This window comes from Paenibacillus sp. J22R3, from assembly GCF_056269305.1.
Genome location: NZ_JBWDNS010000010.1, coordinates 69,231 through 85,313, shown reverse-complemented (window position 1 = coordinate 85,313; position 16,083 = coordinate 69,231). Strand labels below are relative to the sequence as shown.

Here is a 16,083-nt window from a genome sequence, read left to right as displayed (position 1 = left end):
CGGTTTAATCCTCCCCATTTAGGGTATAACAAACTTAAATACGGGATGCGGAGGCGATGAACATGACGTACAAAATAGGCATATTCAATACGGAAAATGAAGCAGTGACGGCCATTCAGGCACTGGAGCAGGCGGGGTTTACGAACCACGAGCTGAAGGTGCTGGCTAAGGATCGGGAGCACTCGCGGCGGGTCGAATCGGAGACGAACGTGCATGCCGACGAGATGACGGACCTGCTTGGTACACGAGCGGCTGCAGACGATCATGGGGTAGAAAACCTTCGCGTCTATGCGCCGATGTCTGCGGCAAGCGGATTGAATATAAGCGGTGGCTTCATCGGCGGCATGACCTATCCCAGCAATGGCTTCCTGATCTCAACCGCCTTCTTGGGCGATGACCGCAATGTGGAGAATGCGCTGACTGACATTGGATTGACGAGCAGTGATGCAGAACCATGCCGCAAGGCGCTCAGTCAGGGAGCCATTATCGTGGCAGCGGATATCGGCAACAGCGATCAGGCGGACGGCCCGGATTTGTCACGCGGCGGGGCGGCGGAAGCTGCTTTCCGCAGCAGTGGAGCGGCAAGGATTTTGTAAGTTTTGCATAGCCTATAGTTGCGATGGGTTCCACGAAGGGCCGCCTCAAAAGTGCTGTGACTTTTGAGGCGGCTTTTTGTTTAGCGTGATGGTGCGTGCATAATCTTGCCGAATGAAAGCTGGAGTGACGACAATAGAAATAACACATTCATGATTCCTATTTATTGTAATATTATTTTGTGAATGTTCTGATAATTGGAAGCCGTTTATTGAATCGATTTCTTGGCCGGTTCGTTCCGGAAACGGGCTTCTTTGGTAGGGCAGCAAGCTAATTATTGCAACGCTAGCGCGATAGAAGTACAGGTTGAAGCAAGCATAACGATATGGATATGCCGAGCCAAGCTTTACACAATCCTGCTGAGAAATCGGGATATCGGAACCCATCGTAGACTGCAAGATACATACATGTTAAGATAAAAAGAATTAATATTTATCTCATAATATTTTCAAATATATGTATTTCGTTTACATGCATATTTTCAAATTTGCTAGATTAGCTTGACCCATTTACAAGAAGGAAAATACTCTGCTATGCTAGTGAAAAACTGTCACCTAGACAGATCTTAGCCCAAAGGGTGAGGCAAAATGAAATCGGTTACTGTTTACGACATTGCCAGAGAAGCAAACGTTTCCGTCGCAACCGTCTCACGTGTCTTGAACAACACGGCGCCAGTGAAAGCATCGACTCGGGAACGCATCTTGGGTCTCATCCAGAAGCACCAATTCCAGCCCAATGCGCTTGCACGCAGCCTGATCAAGAAGGAAACCGGCATGATCGGCATTATTTTGCCTGACATTACGAATCCATTCTTTCCGGAAGTGCTGGCAGGCCTGGAGCAGGAAGCAAGAAATAACGGCTATACGTTCTTCCTTTGCGACACAGGCTCCTCCAACCAGGACATCAAGGCGCAGTACCAGCGGGAATCCCAGTACTTGAATATCCTCATGGAGAAGCAGGTTGACGGCATCATTATGATTGGCGGCCGGATTGACCTTGCCCGTTGCAGCAAGGAGATGGCGAAGGAAGTAGCGGAAGTGAATAAGCGTCTGCCTGTCGTGCTCATTAACGGCAATTTGCCAGGGGCGAAATTTCACCGCGTCATTATCGATGAAGTTGCAGGGGGAGTACTTGCGACCGAGCATCTAATTGGACTTGGCCATAAGGACATTGCTTTTGTCGGCGGCTACAAGCAGATGTCCAATACGGTGCAGCGCTTTGAAGGCTACACGAAAGCGATGCAGCAGGCTGGATTGCCGATTCGCGAGGATTGGATTATTACCGGCGGCTTCACAGTGGAGGCTGGCAAAGTTTTCATGAATGAGCTGCTTAGCGCGGAAGGTGTACGCCCAACGGCTATCGTTTGCGCGAATGATCTATCTGCGATCGGGGCGATCAAATCTGCCGTTAAGCATGGTTTGCGTGTTCCTGAGGATATGTCGATTATTGGCTTCGACGATATTCCGCTAGCGGCTAATTTAATTCCGGAGTTAACCACCATTTCGCTCAAATGCTTGGAGCTTGGCCGTACGGCTGCTCATATTCTGCACCAGCTGATCGGGAAGAACAGCATTGATACGCTGACCGTCCTTCAACCTGAGCTCGTCGTGCGTGAAAGTACAGCCCCTTTGTCGGTTAATGTCAGCGTCAAAGCAGCCGATTACCTGTCGTCTCTGGGGTAAACCATCTTTCAAAAAAATAGTATTGACAGCGCTATCATTTTGAATGTAAACTTCAAATCAAGATGACCCTCTAGCAAGGGTTTAATTTTAACCCAGGTATGAAATGGGTTTCATAAAACCCGCACAATCGTATAGTTCCGGCACGATGCTAACGCATGTAGTCTCCTGAAATACACTTACAAACGGTATCTGTGATGTTGTTCAAACTTCGCTCAAACCCGCAACGTTAAAGTGTATTTTTATTTTTACAGCGTATGAAATGGGTTTCATAAAAAAGTGGTCACTGCTCACCTCAGGGAGGATCGAACGCATGAACATGGACATGAAAACAAGTTCCGCCTTACAGCTTTCGTCTTCGGCACTCCGCATCGGCGGTCAAGCCGAAATTATCCTCTGCGCATCGCTCTTCTACTTCCGCAATCCACGTGCCCATTGGCGCGAACGTTTGGAACAGGTGAAGGCCTTCGGGTACAACGCCATCGATGTGTACTTCCCTTGGAACTTTCACGAGCTGGAAGAGGGAAGCTGGGATTTCACCGGCGAACGGGATGTAGAAGCCTTCCTGCAGATGGCTGCTGATGTGGGTCTCTGGGTAGTAGCAAGACCAGGGCCGTACATTTGCTCCGAATGGGATGGAGGCGCTCTTCCCGCTTATCTGTTCGCTAAACCGGATATGGTTATCCGAAGCACGGAAAGCACTTATTTGCAGGCCGTAGAGAAGTGGTTTGATCGTATTCTCCCTCTGCTGGCCAAGTATGAACAGCAGCGAGGCGGCTCCATCATCTGCGTGCAGCTTGAGAACGAGCTCGACTTCTACGACTGCCCTGATCCGAAAGGTTACATAACCGCGCTTCGAGACATGGCAGTTAATCGCGGCATACAAGTTCCGTTAATTGCCTGTGCAGGGCAAGGCGGACTTTACGAGGCTTCGGGCCTTGTGGAAGGTGTCGCACCGACTTGTAATTTCTATCCGAATGACAAAGACCCCGAGTTTGAATACAAAGTAACCGCTTATGAACAGAGACTGGCTCAGCATGATCTACCGCTGCTAGTCACCGAGACCAACCGATCGCATTTCCTGCTTCGTCGTTTATTATCCTGCGGGGCGAAGCTGCTTGGTCCTTACCTTCAAGTTTCCGGAACAAACTTCGGCTTCACCAACGGGACCAATAACTGGGGAAACCCGCTGGCACTCATGACATCCGATTATGACTTCTATGGCATGATTTCGCCGGAAGGCCACATTCGCAAGGAAGCGTATGAAGGCCGATTGATGCGCCGCGTGATTACGGCTTACGGCAGCTCACTTGCAGAAGCGCAATCTGCTTCAGCAGCGGACATTGTTACTGCAAGACGGTTCGGCGATTCAGCTGATGGAGCAGCGACGGGTACTTTGGTTCAACGGCAGCTGCAGCTTGCGCAAGGCGGACATCTCTTGTTCGTAGCCAATGTAGGCGAGCAAGAGGAAGTCGTGCAGCTAGAACTGCAAGGAACTGGCGGTGGCTTGATTCCGCAAGCTTCGAAGCTTCGCACCATTCCGGCCAGATGCGAAATGCTGCCAATCGGAGTGCCGATGAGCGGCTGGGGGATAGAAGGCGTACTGCGCTATTCGACGGCAGAGCTGTCGGATGTACACCGCGAAGCTGCGAAGACGGTTATCGTATTCCACAGTGAGTATGAAGGCGAAGTCGCGCTGAACTTGAACCAGCCGGCAGTTCGCATCGAAGAGAATGGCGTTGCAGCTTCGGCTAACGGTGAAGATGGCGATTATCTCTTCGTCTTCCAAGCGAAAGTCGGAACGATTGCTTCATGTACATTAGAGCTGGCGGATGGTACGGTGCTTGAGCTGGTAGGCTTGGCAAGAGCGGATGCACTGCTGATGAATGTCATCCAAGATGGCGAAGTAACGATCGGCAGCCCGATTACTTATGATGTAGCTCCTCGTGAGACACTTGTAGATTGGTCTTTGAAAGCGGTATCACCAATGGAGTCCTTGTCGACAAATGCAGCAGTATCTCTAACAGCGGCGGAATTCCTGGAGCATAACGGAATCTACCGCGGTTATGCGTGGTACGAAGCGGAAAGCGGCATCGATACGGCTGAACAAGCTGTGCAAGGGATCCTCGTTCAGAATGGCAGCGACATGATCTCGCTCTATGCAGGAGACAGCTACCTGGGAACGATTACGCCCGGCGGCGGCAGCCGATTTATCCGCAACAATAGCGGTATCGGCGGTGTGGGAAGCAAGCTTACGGCTCGCGTGGAAATTTGGGGACATACCAACTTCGATGATCCTCGTCTGCCGGCGCTAAGACTTGACTCCAAGAAAGGGTTGACCGGACTTGTCTCTGTCACGGGCGTGAAGCCATTGCTGCATTGGCGGATACTGCGAGTGAAATCGCGCACGCTGCAGCCGGAAGTGCTGGAACGCGACTATGATGATCAAGCGTGGGCGATTTGCACCTTTGGCGGATGGCTCTCACCGGATCATCCATCCAGTGAATATTATCGCAAAACCTTCACGGCGTCTGAGAGCGCAGATTCGTGGACGCTGCACTTCAAAGGTATCCAAGCGTTGGCGCAGGTGTTCGTGAACGGTGCATCCGTCGGTACGGTTCACCCATTTGATCCGTATCTCAATATCTCAGAGCATGTACAACCGGGCGAAGAGGTTCAGGTAACCGTGTTCCTGGAACGTGTACTCGGATTAGGAGCCGGGGAGGTTATCGTATACGAAGGAAACGCTGCTCGTAATTGGCAGCTATCCGCTGCAGACGAAGCCGGATTGCTCGCTCATGCGGAAGCCTCGCAGCAGGGTGCAGCACCAACTTCGCTGCCGGTCTCCATGGAAGCGGGAAGTGTGTCTTGGCTGTACGGAACATTGCCGGAAGCCAGCGGCTCGAATGGCTGGCGGGTGTATGTGAAAGGCAGCGGGATGAAAGCGACGGTTTATTTTGGCGGCGTGATTGTAGGGCGTCTATGGACAGCAGGCGGCGAGTCGAGACCGGCAATGAGCGGAGGCAGTCAAGATTCCTTCTTCCTCCCGGGGCCTTGGTTCGCGGAAGGCGATAACAAGCTTCTTATTCTGCTGGAAGCGGTTGAAGCCGGATCGACATCGCAGCTCGAGAGCTTATCCTTTGTACCTGCCGGCGTGCAGCTATAGTTAGTTACAACTTGATCTGGAGGGGGGAGTTAGGATGAAAACAATCGCGCAGCCGGCAGCAGCCGCGAAGTCGACCTCAAAGTCGATGCAAACGCGAAGGAAGAAGCTGTGGAACAATCGTACGCTGCTTCTCATGTGTGTACCGGCTATTCTGTTCTTCGCCATATTTGCCTATTTGCCAATGCCGGGCTTGTACCTTGCCTTCATTCGATACAACTATACGGACGGGATTTTCAAAAGCGCATTTATCGGAATGGATAACTTCCGATTCCTAGTGATGACAGGCGATCTCTGGAGATTGACTGCCAATACGATTCTGTACAATCTGGCCTTCATCATACTTGGAAATTTCCTGCAAATCTTTATCGCCATTCTATTGAATGAGCTGCGCAAGAAATGGTTCAAGAAGGTATCGCAAACGATCATGTTCCTGCCGTTCTTTATCTCGTTCGTTATTATTGGGCTTATTGCCTACAACATCCTAAGCTACGATTACGGGATGCTGAACGGGATCTTGAAAACCATTGGTGCGGATCCGGTCAAGACGTACTCCAATCCACATGTTTGGCCGTTCATCATTATCATTACTTACCTTTGGCAGTCGACAGGTTACGGGTCAATCGTTTATTTTGCCGCCATCATGGGGCTGGATTCCGAAATCGTCGAAGCGTCCGAGATTGACGGTGCCAACGCCTTGCAGCGGATACGCTACATCGTTCTGCCATGGCTGAAGCCGACGTTTATTATTCTGCTTCTGTTCTCACTTGGCGGCGTGCTTCGAGGCAACTTCGGTTTGTTCTACAACCTCGTCGGCGCGAACAATACATCTCTCTACGCCACAACCGATATTATCGAAACGTATGTATTCCGCTCCTTGATGAACAACTTTAATTTCTCGATGGGCAGCGCAGTAAGCTTGTATCAGTCAGTATTCGGTTTCGTCGTCGTCCTCACAGCAAACTGGCTTGTGAAGAAAACATCGCCGGATAACTCGTTATTCTAGGAGGGACTCGCATGGAAGTGGTCCACAAACGCATTCGGACGGATGGGACGTCCTTAATGGTTCGAGGCTTCGGTTATGTATTCATCGGCTTGTTCGCACTCTGCTGCTTGGTCCCGTTTCTAGTCGTACTGGGCACTTCGTTTACCAAAGAAGCGTCCATCGCGAAACACGGCTTCAACATATGGCCGCGGGAGTTCAGTACATTTGCTTACAAAATCGTCTTCGAGAATCCGGATTTAATCATCGGTTCATACGCGGTGACGATCGGACTTACGATAGTTGGCACCATTGCAGGATTATTCTTGGTTGCCATGACCGGATATGCGCTGCAGCGGCCGGACTTCGAGCAGCGGAATTCCATATCCTTCTTTATCTATTTCACAACGTTGTTCTCCGGCGGACTGGTTCCATTCTATCTGCTTATCAAACAATACTTAAGCTTGGGTGACAATTACCTTGCGGTCTTGCTGCCGGGATTAATGAGCCCGTTCCTCATCATTATGATGAAGAGCTTCACGAAATCGATCCCGCATGCCATTACCGAATCCGCTAAGATCGACGGTGCAGGCGATTTCACCATCTTCATGCGACTCATTCTGCCGATGACAACACCCGCGCTCGCTACGATCGGCTTGTTTATTGCACTGGGCTATTGGAACGAGTGGTATAACGCGATGCTGTTTCTGTCACCGGACATGAAGTATCGACCGCTGCAGCTGTTCCTCTATAACGTCATCACGAGCGCAGATTTTATTCGAAACTCGTCAGCCTCATCGAACGTTCCGCTCCGGGATATGCCGCTGGAATCGATGAAGATGGCAACCGCAGTTGTTGCGACAGGGCCGGTTATCATGTTCTACCCGTTCGTACAACGTTATTTCATTCAGGGGATTACGGTTGGTGCAGTAAAAGGGTAACAGGTATATGAGGGAGTTTGCCGGCCCTCTTGCCATAGCCGCACGAAAGCGCTTTCGTAACTTTTGGAGCGGAACAAAGCGATTTATCTAAAATAGGGAGGCTACAAAGAATGGGAAACTTGAAGCGGGTATCCACTATCGTACTTATGCTCATCCTAGTTTTCAGTATCACGGCTTGCGGAAGTAACAACAACAACAAGAACACGGGTAACACAGGTAACACAGGGGACACTTCCGGCAACACATCAGGTGATTCCACCAGCAATACCGGCAATGACAGTGCAGATGTAAGCAAGATCGATACAAGTGAATTTGAAACCATTTCGTATGTCGTGCTAGGCGATAAACCAAAGAACGGCCAGCTCGAAACCGTTATGGAGAAAGTAAATGCGATTATGAAGGAAAAAATCAACGCGAAGCTCGAGTTCAAATGGGTAGAGTGGGCAGACTGGCAAACGAAGTACAACTTGCTGCTTGCTTCCGGCGAACCGATTGACTTGATCACAATCGGTACGGACTGGCTCGATACATGGGGCAATGCGCAGCGCGGTGCTTTCCTGCCGCTGAACAATTTGCTGGAGCAATATGCACCGCAAACGTTTGCTGAAATTCCGCAAGAGGATTGGGAGCAAAGCAAATTCAAGGATGATATCGTCCTGATTCCGGAGAATCACTACACGCAATGGGTTAACCACGGTGTTTACTACCGCGGCGACTGGGCGAAAGAGTTCGGCATTACAGAGCCGATTAAAGATTTCGAAACACTTGGCAAATACTTCCAAGGTGTGAAAGACAAGAAAGAAGGCGTTGTTCCTTACGATGTAAACGGCGGAACAAGCACGTTCTATAACGGCTTTGCTACTACGTACACAGATAACATTGAGCTGCCGATTTCCACAGGTTATGCGAACGTTTACTATGCCAAATCCTACGACGATCGCTACACAGTTGACAGCCCGATCTTCAACGATGATTTCATTAAATTTGCTGGATTGATGAAAGAGTGGGCAGACAAAGGCTTCTGGCGCGAAGATGTGTTGAACTATAAAGGAGACACGCGTGCAGCACTTAAAGCAGGTCTCACAGGAGCAGATTCCCACCATACGCAAACGTACAAAGGTCTTCGCGTTGAAATGGATAAACAACAACCAGGCTCCGAGCTGCAAATGTTCTCCTACTCCGATACTCGCGGAAATCTGATCTCCATGCCAATTACGCATGGCGGTACGTCGGTAGGCGCGCACAGCAAACATCCGGAACGCGCTCTGATGGCTTATGAGCTGATCCGTCAAGACAAAGAAGTGTACCAACTGATCAACTACGGCCTTGAAGGCGTTCAGTATGAAATCAAAGACGGCAAGCGTTTCCGTCCAGCTGCTTACGATGAAGCAAAAGACGGCTTCTACACAGACTTCTGGGGCGGCCGCGTCGACAAATTCGAAATTCCTTCTGACACGGACTGGAGCGGCATAGGCGATGTTTATGCGAAATACGACCAAATCAAGAAGCCATTCCCTTACGGCAAATTCGTATTCGACAAAGCAAGCGTTGATCCTGAGATGACTGCAATCTCTCAAGTAGTTGGCGAGCAATTGCCCGCAATTCTGTTCGGTAAAGCAGGCGACCCTGCTGCTGCAGTTAACGCACTTCGCGACAAGCTGAAAGCTGCCGGCTATGACAAAGTGAAAGACGAAATCCAAAAACAACTGGATGCCTACAAAACACTAATTGAAGGTTAATGATCATCATCTTTCTATCGAAAACAGCCGACAGAGGTCACTCTGCGGCTGTTTTTTTGTTTCTAAGGTAGACTCAGGGGGAGCGAGTTGAGGAGTGCGGACACGAAAAAAGGGATACGGAATACGCTAACGAACCGTAGAGGTCTTATTCGTCCCGGAATAGCTTCAAAAAAATTCTAACGAACCGTAGAGTTTCTATTTGATGGTTGTGGGGGGATTCGAGGTGGATTTTGCCAGAATAAGGCTCGTACGGTTCGTTAGATTCTCAAAGTCCCAAAATTCGGCCTGATAAGGCCTGTACGGTTCGTTAGAGCCAGCGGTTATAGAAGTTTTTATCGGCTTCCTACTTGAGTTGTACAAACTACACGACAAACTGAAGCCTTCCGAGAAATAAGGTACTTAACGTGTATAAAATGCATTTGAAATACGGATAACCAGCTATATTCATTAGAAGGAAACGTATGACTTGTACGAAGTACAAGTCATACGTCATTTGAGATTAAAATGCAGCGATTGTGTTGTACTCCTTACACGTCATCTTCGAGCCGCGCGACAGTTGATCCCTCGTACCTCATTACTTTGGCAGCTGGAGAGCAATACCACAAAAGAAATCGAATCGCTACGATCGCTTGAAAACCTGAGTTTCTCAGTGGCTGCGAAGAAAACCTGTCGCATCATTTGTATTCGGGAGTGGATCTTGCGGCGCTCGCACTCTCAGCACCAAGCGTGCTGGGAGCAAACGTTAGCTTTTTTTTACCGGTGTGCTATATTTGGGCTAAATGCGTCGTCTTAACAGATGAAGGAGGCGAATACATGGTAAACCAGAATAGGCCGGAACGGTTTCAAGCGTTGTTCCGGGAACATTATCCCGCCGTGCTGCGGAAAATTATTGCTCTTATCGGAGATCGCGCAGCAGCGGAGGATTTGACTCAAGAGGTATTCCTGCGGCTTTACCGTAATCCACCGGAAGAGCTAGATCGCATGGGAGCATGGCTGCACCGGGTACTGACCCGTATCGTATATGATCATTATCGCAAGTCCGGCAGACAACAGAACCTGACGGAGAAACAGATGAACGAAGCGTTAACGGAAGAACAGGTCCATCCATCTAATGATGCAGCTGTCATTCAGAATTGGGAACGAGATGTCGTCCGAAATGTACTGAATAAATTATCCGAGCGGGACCGTCAGGCACTGCTGCTCAAAGAAAAAGGCTATACGCATGCTGAGATTGCGGAGGCATTGCAGGTGAATCCCAAAATTGTCGGGACCCTGCTCATGCGGGCGGCTAGTCGGTTTAAGAAGAATATGAATGCTGAGGAGGTCATGGAGCAATGAAACATAAACCATTGGATCATATAGATGCGCAAGAGCTGGGCATTAGCGATGCTGATGTCGAGAATGCGCTCGATCGATTGTTCGAGGCGGTGAAGGACGAGGAGGTACCTGCTGTCTGGATGGAGAATGCTGAGCCGAACCAAGCTAATCAGCAACCAAACGAGCAGCTATTGGGTGAGGAACTGACTGCGCGCGAAGAGCCGCCAGCGCCAAATCAAATTGCAGCTATTAATGAAGGAACACGTCTGAAGAAACCTCGCAGGCTGAAGAAACGGTGGCTGTCCGGCGCGACGGCAGCGGTGCTTGCAGGCATGCTGTTGTTCACGTCCTGGGGGCAAGACGTCATGGCGTCCATGCTGGGGACGTTCCGCGTGCAGCACTTTGAAACGATTGAAATCAGCCAATCCGATATCACATCTTTCCGCGATGCGCTGCAAGCGGGAACGGCCGGCATCCAACAGCTTGATTTGAATCGGTACGGCGATATCAAGCAAGAAGGCGGAGGAACGGCGCGCGATGTCGATGCTGCCGAGGCAGCGACCTTAGCCGGAGAACAGAAGCTTAAGCAGCTTCCGGGCGATGGGAAAAGCATTATAACCTACATGCCGGAGCAGCAGATTACCTTTAACCTGCATCCGAAGGAAATTAACAAAATGATCGCGCTGCTCGGAGGCGAAACGAAATTCCCGGCTTCCGTCGAGGATTCGCCGATTGTCATTCGTATGCCTGGCACGTTTAGGATGGATCAGGCAGCCGAGGATGGGAGTACGGCTAAGCAGCTGTTACAGATGCCTGCCCCGTCTATTGAAGTATCCGATGACGTCGATGTGGAGCAAATTCGGCAGGCAGTCCTTGATTTGCCTATCATCCCCGATGAAATGAGAGCGAAGCTTGCGGGTATTGGCGATTGGCGCCATACGCTGCCGGTTCCATCGACTTCGACAGACAACGTCCGCACGTTGAAGGTCGATGGCAATGACGCCATCCTGACCATGTCGGGCAGCGGCAGATCCCTGATTTGGCTTCAAAATGAATGGGTCTATCAGCTAAGCGGCTCCACTGAGGCTTATCCATCGGAAGAGGCCTTAATTAATGAAGCAAGAGGAATTATGAAATGATGATTCTGCAAACGAATGGACTGTCTAAGACCTATGCGTCCGGAACGGGCTGCACCGATATTTCCCTGGAAATAGAGAAGGGGAAAATCTTCGGTCTGCTCGGTCCGAACGGCGCAGGCAAGAGCACCTTTGTGAAGATGGTTGTCGGTTTGCTGCGTCCGGATTCCGGCGGCGGTACACTCTTCGGCAAACCGATTGGACATCCTGAATCACGAATCAAGCTCGGCTATTTGCCGGAGCTGTTTCGCTTCCAGGAATGGCTGACAGGTGCAGAAGTGCTCCGTTATCATGCCGGATTATGCGGAATGACGCGATCTCAGTCGAAATCAGCCGACTTCACGGCCCGTATTGAGGAAGTATTTCGTATTAGCGGGTTGAACGAACGAGGCTGGAACCGTGTCCGCCATTACTCTAAAGGCATGCAGCAGCGACTCGGAATCGCCTGCGCGCTGCTAATGGACCCGGAGTTTATTATTTTGGATGAACCGTCTTCGGCACTAGATCCGATCGGCCGTTATGAAGTTCGCATGCTGCTGGAAAGGCTTCGTTCGGAGGGGAAGACCGTTTTCCTGAATACACATTTGCTCGAGGATGTCGAAGCGGTTTGTGATGATGTCGCATTCCTTCACCTAGGCAAACTGCGTGCAGTGGGGCCGATGCGAGAGCTTCTGCGAAGCGGCACGAGCTGGGAGGTTACGACTTCGGGCTGGCTGCCGGAGCTGCAGGAATCGCTTTCGGGTCAGCTGCTGCCGGGAATGTCCTTTACGATTGCAAAGCAGGATGGGGATGGCAGCGCCGTCCTTCATGTGTCTGCCAAGGGGCGGGAGCAGATTGGATATCTGAACCGGCTGCTGGTCGAAGAAGGCGTCACGGTCTACGAGGTACGGCCGGTTCAGGGCAGGCTCGAGGAATGGTTTCTGGCCATGTCCGGGGAACAGGGCAACAGCGGTGCAGGTAAAGGCGGTGTACGTTCATGATGTGGATTGCGTTTGCCGGCAAAGAATTGTTCCGCAAGAAAATCGTATGGGTCAGCGTTGTACTGACAGTGTTGTTTGTCGGGTTGTTCTGTTATGGATTATCCCGTACCCCTGATGATCATAATCAGCTTCAGGTGGCAGAGTTAATGAACGGCGTGATGCTGCTTTCACTTGGACTGCTCTTCGCGCAAATGATCATTGCTTTTCTGGTTTTGTTCACGACGATGGGAGCGATCTCCGGTGAAGTGGAGAACGGACTAATGCTGGCCGTATTAGCCCGCCCGATCCCGCGATGGAAAGTGTACCTGGGTAAATATATGGGTATCGCATGCTGGCTCATCGGGTATAGTATCGTTTTGTTCTTCGCGATTCTGCTTCCGATCCACTTCTGGCTGGATTTCCCGCTATATCCGCTCGTCATCTTGAAGTCGCTGCTGCTATTCATCTGGGCGCCGCTGCTGCTGCTTGCCCTTACGATGTTTGGCTCGATCTTCTTGCCCATGCTCGGAAACGGCGTCGCTTGCGCCATGCTGTATGGAATAAGTCTATTCAGCGGTTTCTTGGAGAATCTCCCGTTCGCCAGTGAGAAGATCTCACAGTTCGCGTTGTTCTTCTCCATGCTGCTGCCATCCAATATGATGCTGAAGCGGGTGACTTATGAGCTCCTCAATGGACTCGATTTGCCGGTGACGACCGATATGGTGAACACGATGGGTCCGTTATCCGCCATCAATGTGCCTAGTATGGCATTTATTCTGTATACGGTCTTCTATTTGCTTGTGCTGCTCGTTGCCGGATGCTTCGGGTTCCGGCGCAAAGATATTGCTTAAATTATCGAAGGAGCGTTACTAACAATGAATCAACCTATCCTGCAGGTCCGCGGACTCTGCAAACATTATAAAGGCGTTAAAGCCGTGAATGGCATTGACATGACGTTAATGCCCGGCGAGATATACGGCTTCCTCGGACAGAACGGAGCCGGCAAGACGACAGCGATTCGGATGATGATGGGACTCATCCAGCCGACGGCCGGATCCGTAGAGCTGCTTGGAGAGCGGATCGGCAAGGGCCGCAATGCGGTGCTGCGGAAAGTCGGATCGGTCATTGAATATCCTGGCTTTTATCCGAATCTAACGGCTATTCAGAATTTGGACGTTCACCGCAAAATGATGGGTGTTCAAGGTCAAGACGCGATGGAGGATGCTCTTCATACGACAGGTCTATGGGAGGCCAGAAACCGCAAAGCGGCTAACTTTTCCCTTGGTATGAAGCAGCGTCTGGGCATTGCCAGAGCGATTCTTCACAGTCCGGAGATGCTCATTCTGGATGAACCGACCAATGGCCTCGATCCAATGGGGATTAAAGAAATTCGATTGCTGATCCAGGAGCTCGCGCAGAAACGGAAAATTACGATACTCGTTTCCAGCCATATTCTAAGTGAAGTGGAGCAGCTGGCGACGAAAGTCGGCATCATCCATCGCGGCGTTATGCTGGAAGAGACAACGATGCATGCTCTTAAGGAGCGCAATCGTCATTATATTAGTTTACAGGTGGATCAGCTGGAGAAATCCAGGGAGCTGTTAGTTTCGGAGATGGGCATTCGCGATTGCCGAATCGATGAGGATGGCTGGCTCCGTGTCTATGATGATGGACTGATTCCGGGCGAGATGAACCGGTTGCTCGTGAAGGAAGGCATTCTTGTGAATAGTCTTTCCGCCATGAAAGATTCGCTCGAAGACTACTTTGTGCGCCTTGTGGAAGGAGGTGCGGCCCGTGCTTAATCTCATTGCCTGTGAATGGCTCAAATGGCGTAATTCCCGCATGTTATGGCTGATTCTGCTTGGTGCGCTGCTTCCGGGAGCACTCGGATTCTTCATACAACTGAACAATTCGGGGGCTTTTGAGTGGAAGGGGTTGTTCGAGAATAATTTGTTCATTTTGACGATGCTGATGTGTCCGGCCTTATTTGCCTTATTGGGTGGTTACTTATTCGCAAGGGAGTTCCAAGAGCGTACCGTAAACAATATATTGACGGGGCCGCATTCGCGCAATCAAGTGCTTGCAGCAAAGTTTATCATCGCTATTCCGGTTCTGTTATCGGTTATCCTGCTCTCGTTCCTGCTTACCTTTGGTACAGGCTTCCTGTTTACAAGCGAGATGCCGACCTTAGCTGTATTCGGAAAAGAAGCCGGCAAATACGGTCTGCTCTTCATCTTGCAATATGCCCTATTGCCAATTGCGGCTGCAGTGGCTCTTATGTGGCGCAGTTATATTCCGGCAATGGGTCTTGGCGTGTTTGCCGTCGTTTCGGAACTCACCATCATGCAGTCCAGATTCATTATGTATTATCCGTGGAGTGCGCCGCTGAATCTGGTTCTTAACATGTCGCCGGATCATAACTCTGTTTCCACCGGAGTAACGACGATGCTGATTGCATTCTTCGTTCCGCTTCTCTTTATCGGCTTATATTTCCGTAGAGCAGACGTACACAGCGGATAGTTCCTGTTCCAAATGACCCTTTAGCCTGGCAGTGCATACACTGCCGGGCTATTTGTTTTAGAACAGAATTCTGTTCGAGACTTCGGATTCTCGGTAGGTCTGAGGAGACATGCCGACATATTTGCTGAACATTCTGGAGAAGTAGTGAACCGAATTGAACTGGTATTTGTCCGCGATCTGCATAACGCTCAAATTGGAGGAGCGCAGATCTTCCCTCGCTCTGTTAATGCGGAATTGATTGATGTATTGAACCGGTGATAAACCCGTTGTTTTCTTGAACAGCTCGAAGAAATAACCTCGGCTTACACCAAGCTGCTCCGAATAGAGCTCCAATTCAATAGCTTTGCCGTTAATTAAATCCGACTCAATGCGTTCGAGCAGCTTGCTAATCCTCGGATCTGGGATATGCCTCTCTTGCAGCGAGTAGGTTAAGAAGTGATTGATGAATACGGCAAAATGGCTCTGCGCAGCCATGCTCCGCAGGAAGGTTCGCTCTGTCGTATGCTCGCTCGAAATAAAGCTTCTCTGCAGCAGGTCCGTCCAGTTGAGCATGGATGCGCCGCTTATTGTGGATATTTCGGGCAGCGGGTAAGGAAACGCTTCGCCTACGAGCTCGGTTCGCAGCTGGGGATAGTCGTAGCATAGCGGCGCGGCGTGATCCTTGAATACTTCGGTTCTGTCTACATAATACCAATCGAAATAGCAGCATACATGAATCAGCGGGTCGGTGGCGTCAGCAATCCAATCGTGGGGCTGTCCGGCTTCCATATAGACCATCATGCCCGGAAGTGCTTCATATTGCCGGCCGCGCAAGCCGAAGATGCCTTTCCCTTCAATCACCATATAGATAGAGCTCGAATAGATATAACGGTTTAAGCTGGACTGTCCGCGATAGAAGGCATATTTGGTCGCGTAATAGACATAGGGATGGAACTTGCTGAAATCCATGGCGAGAATCTCCTTTATCGCAAACTTGCAAACGAAATTGGGCTAAAAACAACCTGACTATTGTGCAACTGGATGACTGTGAGCTAAATACAAAATTCACCCTCT

13 protein-coding genes are annotated in these 16,083 nt (G+C 50.3%); 12 read left to right on the top strand and 1 reads right to left on the bottom strand.

Features of this window, described 5'->3' with window-relative positions:
• Positions 1-62 precede the first annotated feature (62 nt).
• From AC0YN4_RS29170 to AC0YN4_RS29115, 12 genes are all read left to right on the top strand, one after another.
• Positions 63-596, top strand: a complete 534-nt coding sequence (locus tag AC0YN4_RS29170; protein ID WP_475784279.1) for a general stress protein — start codon at positions 63-65, stop codon at positions 594-596.
• Positions 597-1,181: 585 nt separating this feature from the next.
• Entirely contained in the window at positions 1,182-2,276 is a 1,095-nt protein-coding gene (locus AC0YN4_RS29165) for a LacI family DNA-binding transcriptional regulator (protein WP_475837428.1), read from the top strand.
• A gap of 310 nt (positions 2,277-2,586) precedes the next feature.
• Positions 2,587-5,439 carry a beta-galactosidase gene (locus tag AC0YN4_RS29160; protein ID WP_475837427.1) on the top strand — a complete coding sequence of 951 codons (2,853 nt, stop codon included), beginning with the start codon at positions 2,587-2,589 and terminating at the stop codon, positions 5,437-5,439.
• 85 nt (positions 5,440-5,524) lie between these two features.
• Positions 5,525-6,442 (top strand): ABC transporter permease, encoded by a 918-nt coding sequence (locus tag AC0YN4_RS29155; protein WP_475784348.1) that lies wholly within the window; start codon positions 5,525-5,527, stop codon positions 6,440-6,442.
• 11 nt (positions 6,443-6,453) lie between these two features.
• The gene (locus AC0YN4_RS29150; protein WP_090985138.1) at positions 6,454-7,359 is read left to right on the top strand and encodes a carbohydrate ABC transporter permease; all 906 of its coding nucleotides are present in this window, start codon (positions 6,454-6,456) and stop codon (positions 7,357-7,359) included.
• 110 nt (positions 7,360-7,469) lie between these two features.
• On the top strand, positions 7,470-9,098 hold the full coding sequence (locus AC0YN4_RS29145; RefSeq protein ID WP_475837426.1) for an ABC transporter substrate-binding protein: 1,629 nt from the start codon (positions 7,470-7,472) through the stop codon (positions 9,096-9,098).
• Between the two features lie 813 nt (positions 9,099-9,911).
• Positions 9,912-10,436, top strand: coding sequence for a sigma-70 family RNA polymerase sigma factor (locus AC0YN4_RS29140; RefSeq protein ID WP_475784283.1), 525 nt, complete (start codon positions 9,912-9,914; stop codon positions 10,434-10,436).
• Positions 10,433-11,554, top strand: a complete 1,122-nt coding sequence (locus tag AC0YN4_RS29135) for a hypothetical protein (RefSeq protein ID WP_475837425.1) — start codon at positions 10,433-10,435, stop codon at positions 11,552-11,554. The genes AC0YN4_RS29140 and AC0YN4_RS29135 overlap by 4 nt, the downstream gene beginning before the upstream one ends.
• A complete protein-coding gene (locus tag AC0YN4_RS29130; protein WP_475837424.1) occupies positions 11,551-12,531 on the top strand; it encodes an ABC transporter ATP-binding protein in 981 nt (326 codons plus the stop codon). Before AC0YN4_RS29135 ends, AC0YN4_RS29130 begins: the two co-directional genes overlap by 4 nt.
• Positions 12,528-13,361, top strand: coding sequence for an ABC transporter permease (locus AC0YN4_RS29125; RefSeq protein ID WP_475837423.1), 834 nt, complete (start codon positions 12,528-12,530; stop codon positions 13,359-13,361). The genes AC0YN4_RS29130 and AC0YN4_RS29125 overlap by 4 nt, the downstream gene beginning before the upstream one ends.
• Before the next feature lie 24 nt (positions 13,362-13,385).
• Positions 13,386-14,312 carry an ABC transporter ATP-binding protein gene (locus AC0YN4_RS29120; RefSeq protein WP_475784287.1) on the top strand — a complete coding sequence of 309 codons (927 nt, stop codon included), beginning with the start codon at positions 13,386-13,388 and terminating at the stop codon, positions 14,310-14,312.
• Positions 14,305-15,030: an ABC transporter permease gene (locus AC0YN4_RS29115; RefSeq protein WP_475837422.1), complete on the top strand. Its 726-nt coding sequence runs from the start codon at positions 14,305-14,307 to the stop codon at positions 15,028-15,030. The genes AC0YN4_RS29120 and AC0YN4_RS29115 overlap by 8 nt, the downstream gene beginning before the upstream one ends.
• Before the next feature lie 57 nt (positions 15,031-15,087).
• On the opposite strand, the gene AC0YN4_RS29110 is transcribed toward AC0YN4_RS29115, so the two are convergent.
• Positions 15,088-15,978: an AraC family transcriptional regulator gene (locus tag AC0YN4_RS29110; RefSeq protein ID WP_475837421.1), complete on the bottom strand. Its 891-nt coding sequence runs from the start codon at positions 15,976-15,978 to the stop codon at positions 15,088-15,090.
• Between the last annotated feature and the right edge of the window lie 105 nt (positions 15,979-16,083).

Bases quoted from the DNA above. Each gene is read 5' to 3' on its own strand.
- AC0YN4_RS29130 (WP_475837424.1), top strand. From the start codon at position 11,551: ATGATGATTCTGCAAACGAATGGACTGTCTAAGACCTATGCGTCCGGA.
- AC0YN4_RS29110 (WP_475837421.1), bottom strand. From the start codon at position 15,978: ATGGATTTCAGCAAGTTCCATCCCTATGTCTATTACGCGACCAAATAT.
- AC0YN4_RS29140 (WP_475784283.1), top strand. From the start codon at position 9,912: ATGGTAAACCAGAATAGGCCGGAACGGTTTCAAGCGTTGTTCCGGGAA.
- AC0YN4_RS29155 (WP_475784348.1), top strand. From the start codon at position 5,525: ATGCAAACGCGAAGGAAGAAGCTGTGGAACAATCGTACGCTGCTTCTC.
- AC0YN4_RS29165 (WP_475837428.1), top strand. From the start codon at position 1,182: ATGAAATCGGTTACTGTTTACGACATTGCCAGAGAAGCAAACGTTTCC.
- AC0YN4_RS29145 (WP_475837426.1), top strand. From the start codon at position 7,470: ATGGGAAACTTGAAGCGGGTATCCACTATCGTACTTATGCTCATCCTA.
- AC0YN4_RS29160 (WP_475837427.1), top strand. From the start codon at position 2,587: ATGAACATGGACATGAAAACAAGTTCCGCCTTACAGCTTTCGTCTTCG.
- AC0YN4_RS29120 (WP_475784287.1), top strand. From the start codon at position 13,386: ATGAATCAACCTATCCTGCAGGTCCGCGGACTCTGCAAACATTATAAA.
- AC0YN4_RS29170 (WP_475784279.1), top strand. From the start codon at position 63: ATGACGTACAAAATAGGCATATTCAATACGGAAAATGAAGCAGTGACG.
- AC0YN4_RS29135 (WP_475837425.1), top strand. From the start codon at position 10,433: ATGAAACATAAACCATTGGATCATATAGATGCGCAAGAGCTGGGCATT.
- AC0YN4_RS29125 (WP_475837423.1), top strand. From the start codon at position 12,528: ATGATGTGGATTGCGTTTGCCGGCAAAGAATTGTTCCGCAAGAAAATC.
- AC0YN4_RS29150 (WP_090985138.1), top strand. From the start codon at position 6,454: ATGGAAGTGGTCCACAAACGCATTCGGACGGATGGGACGTCCTTAATG.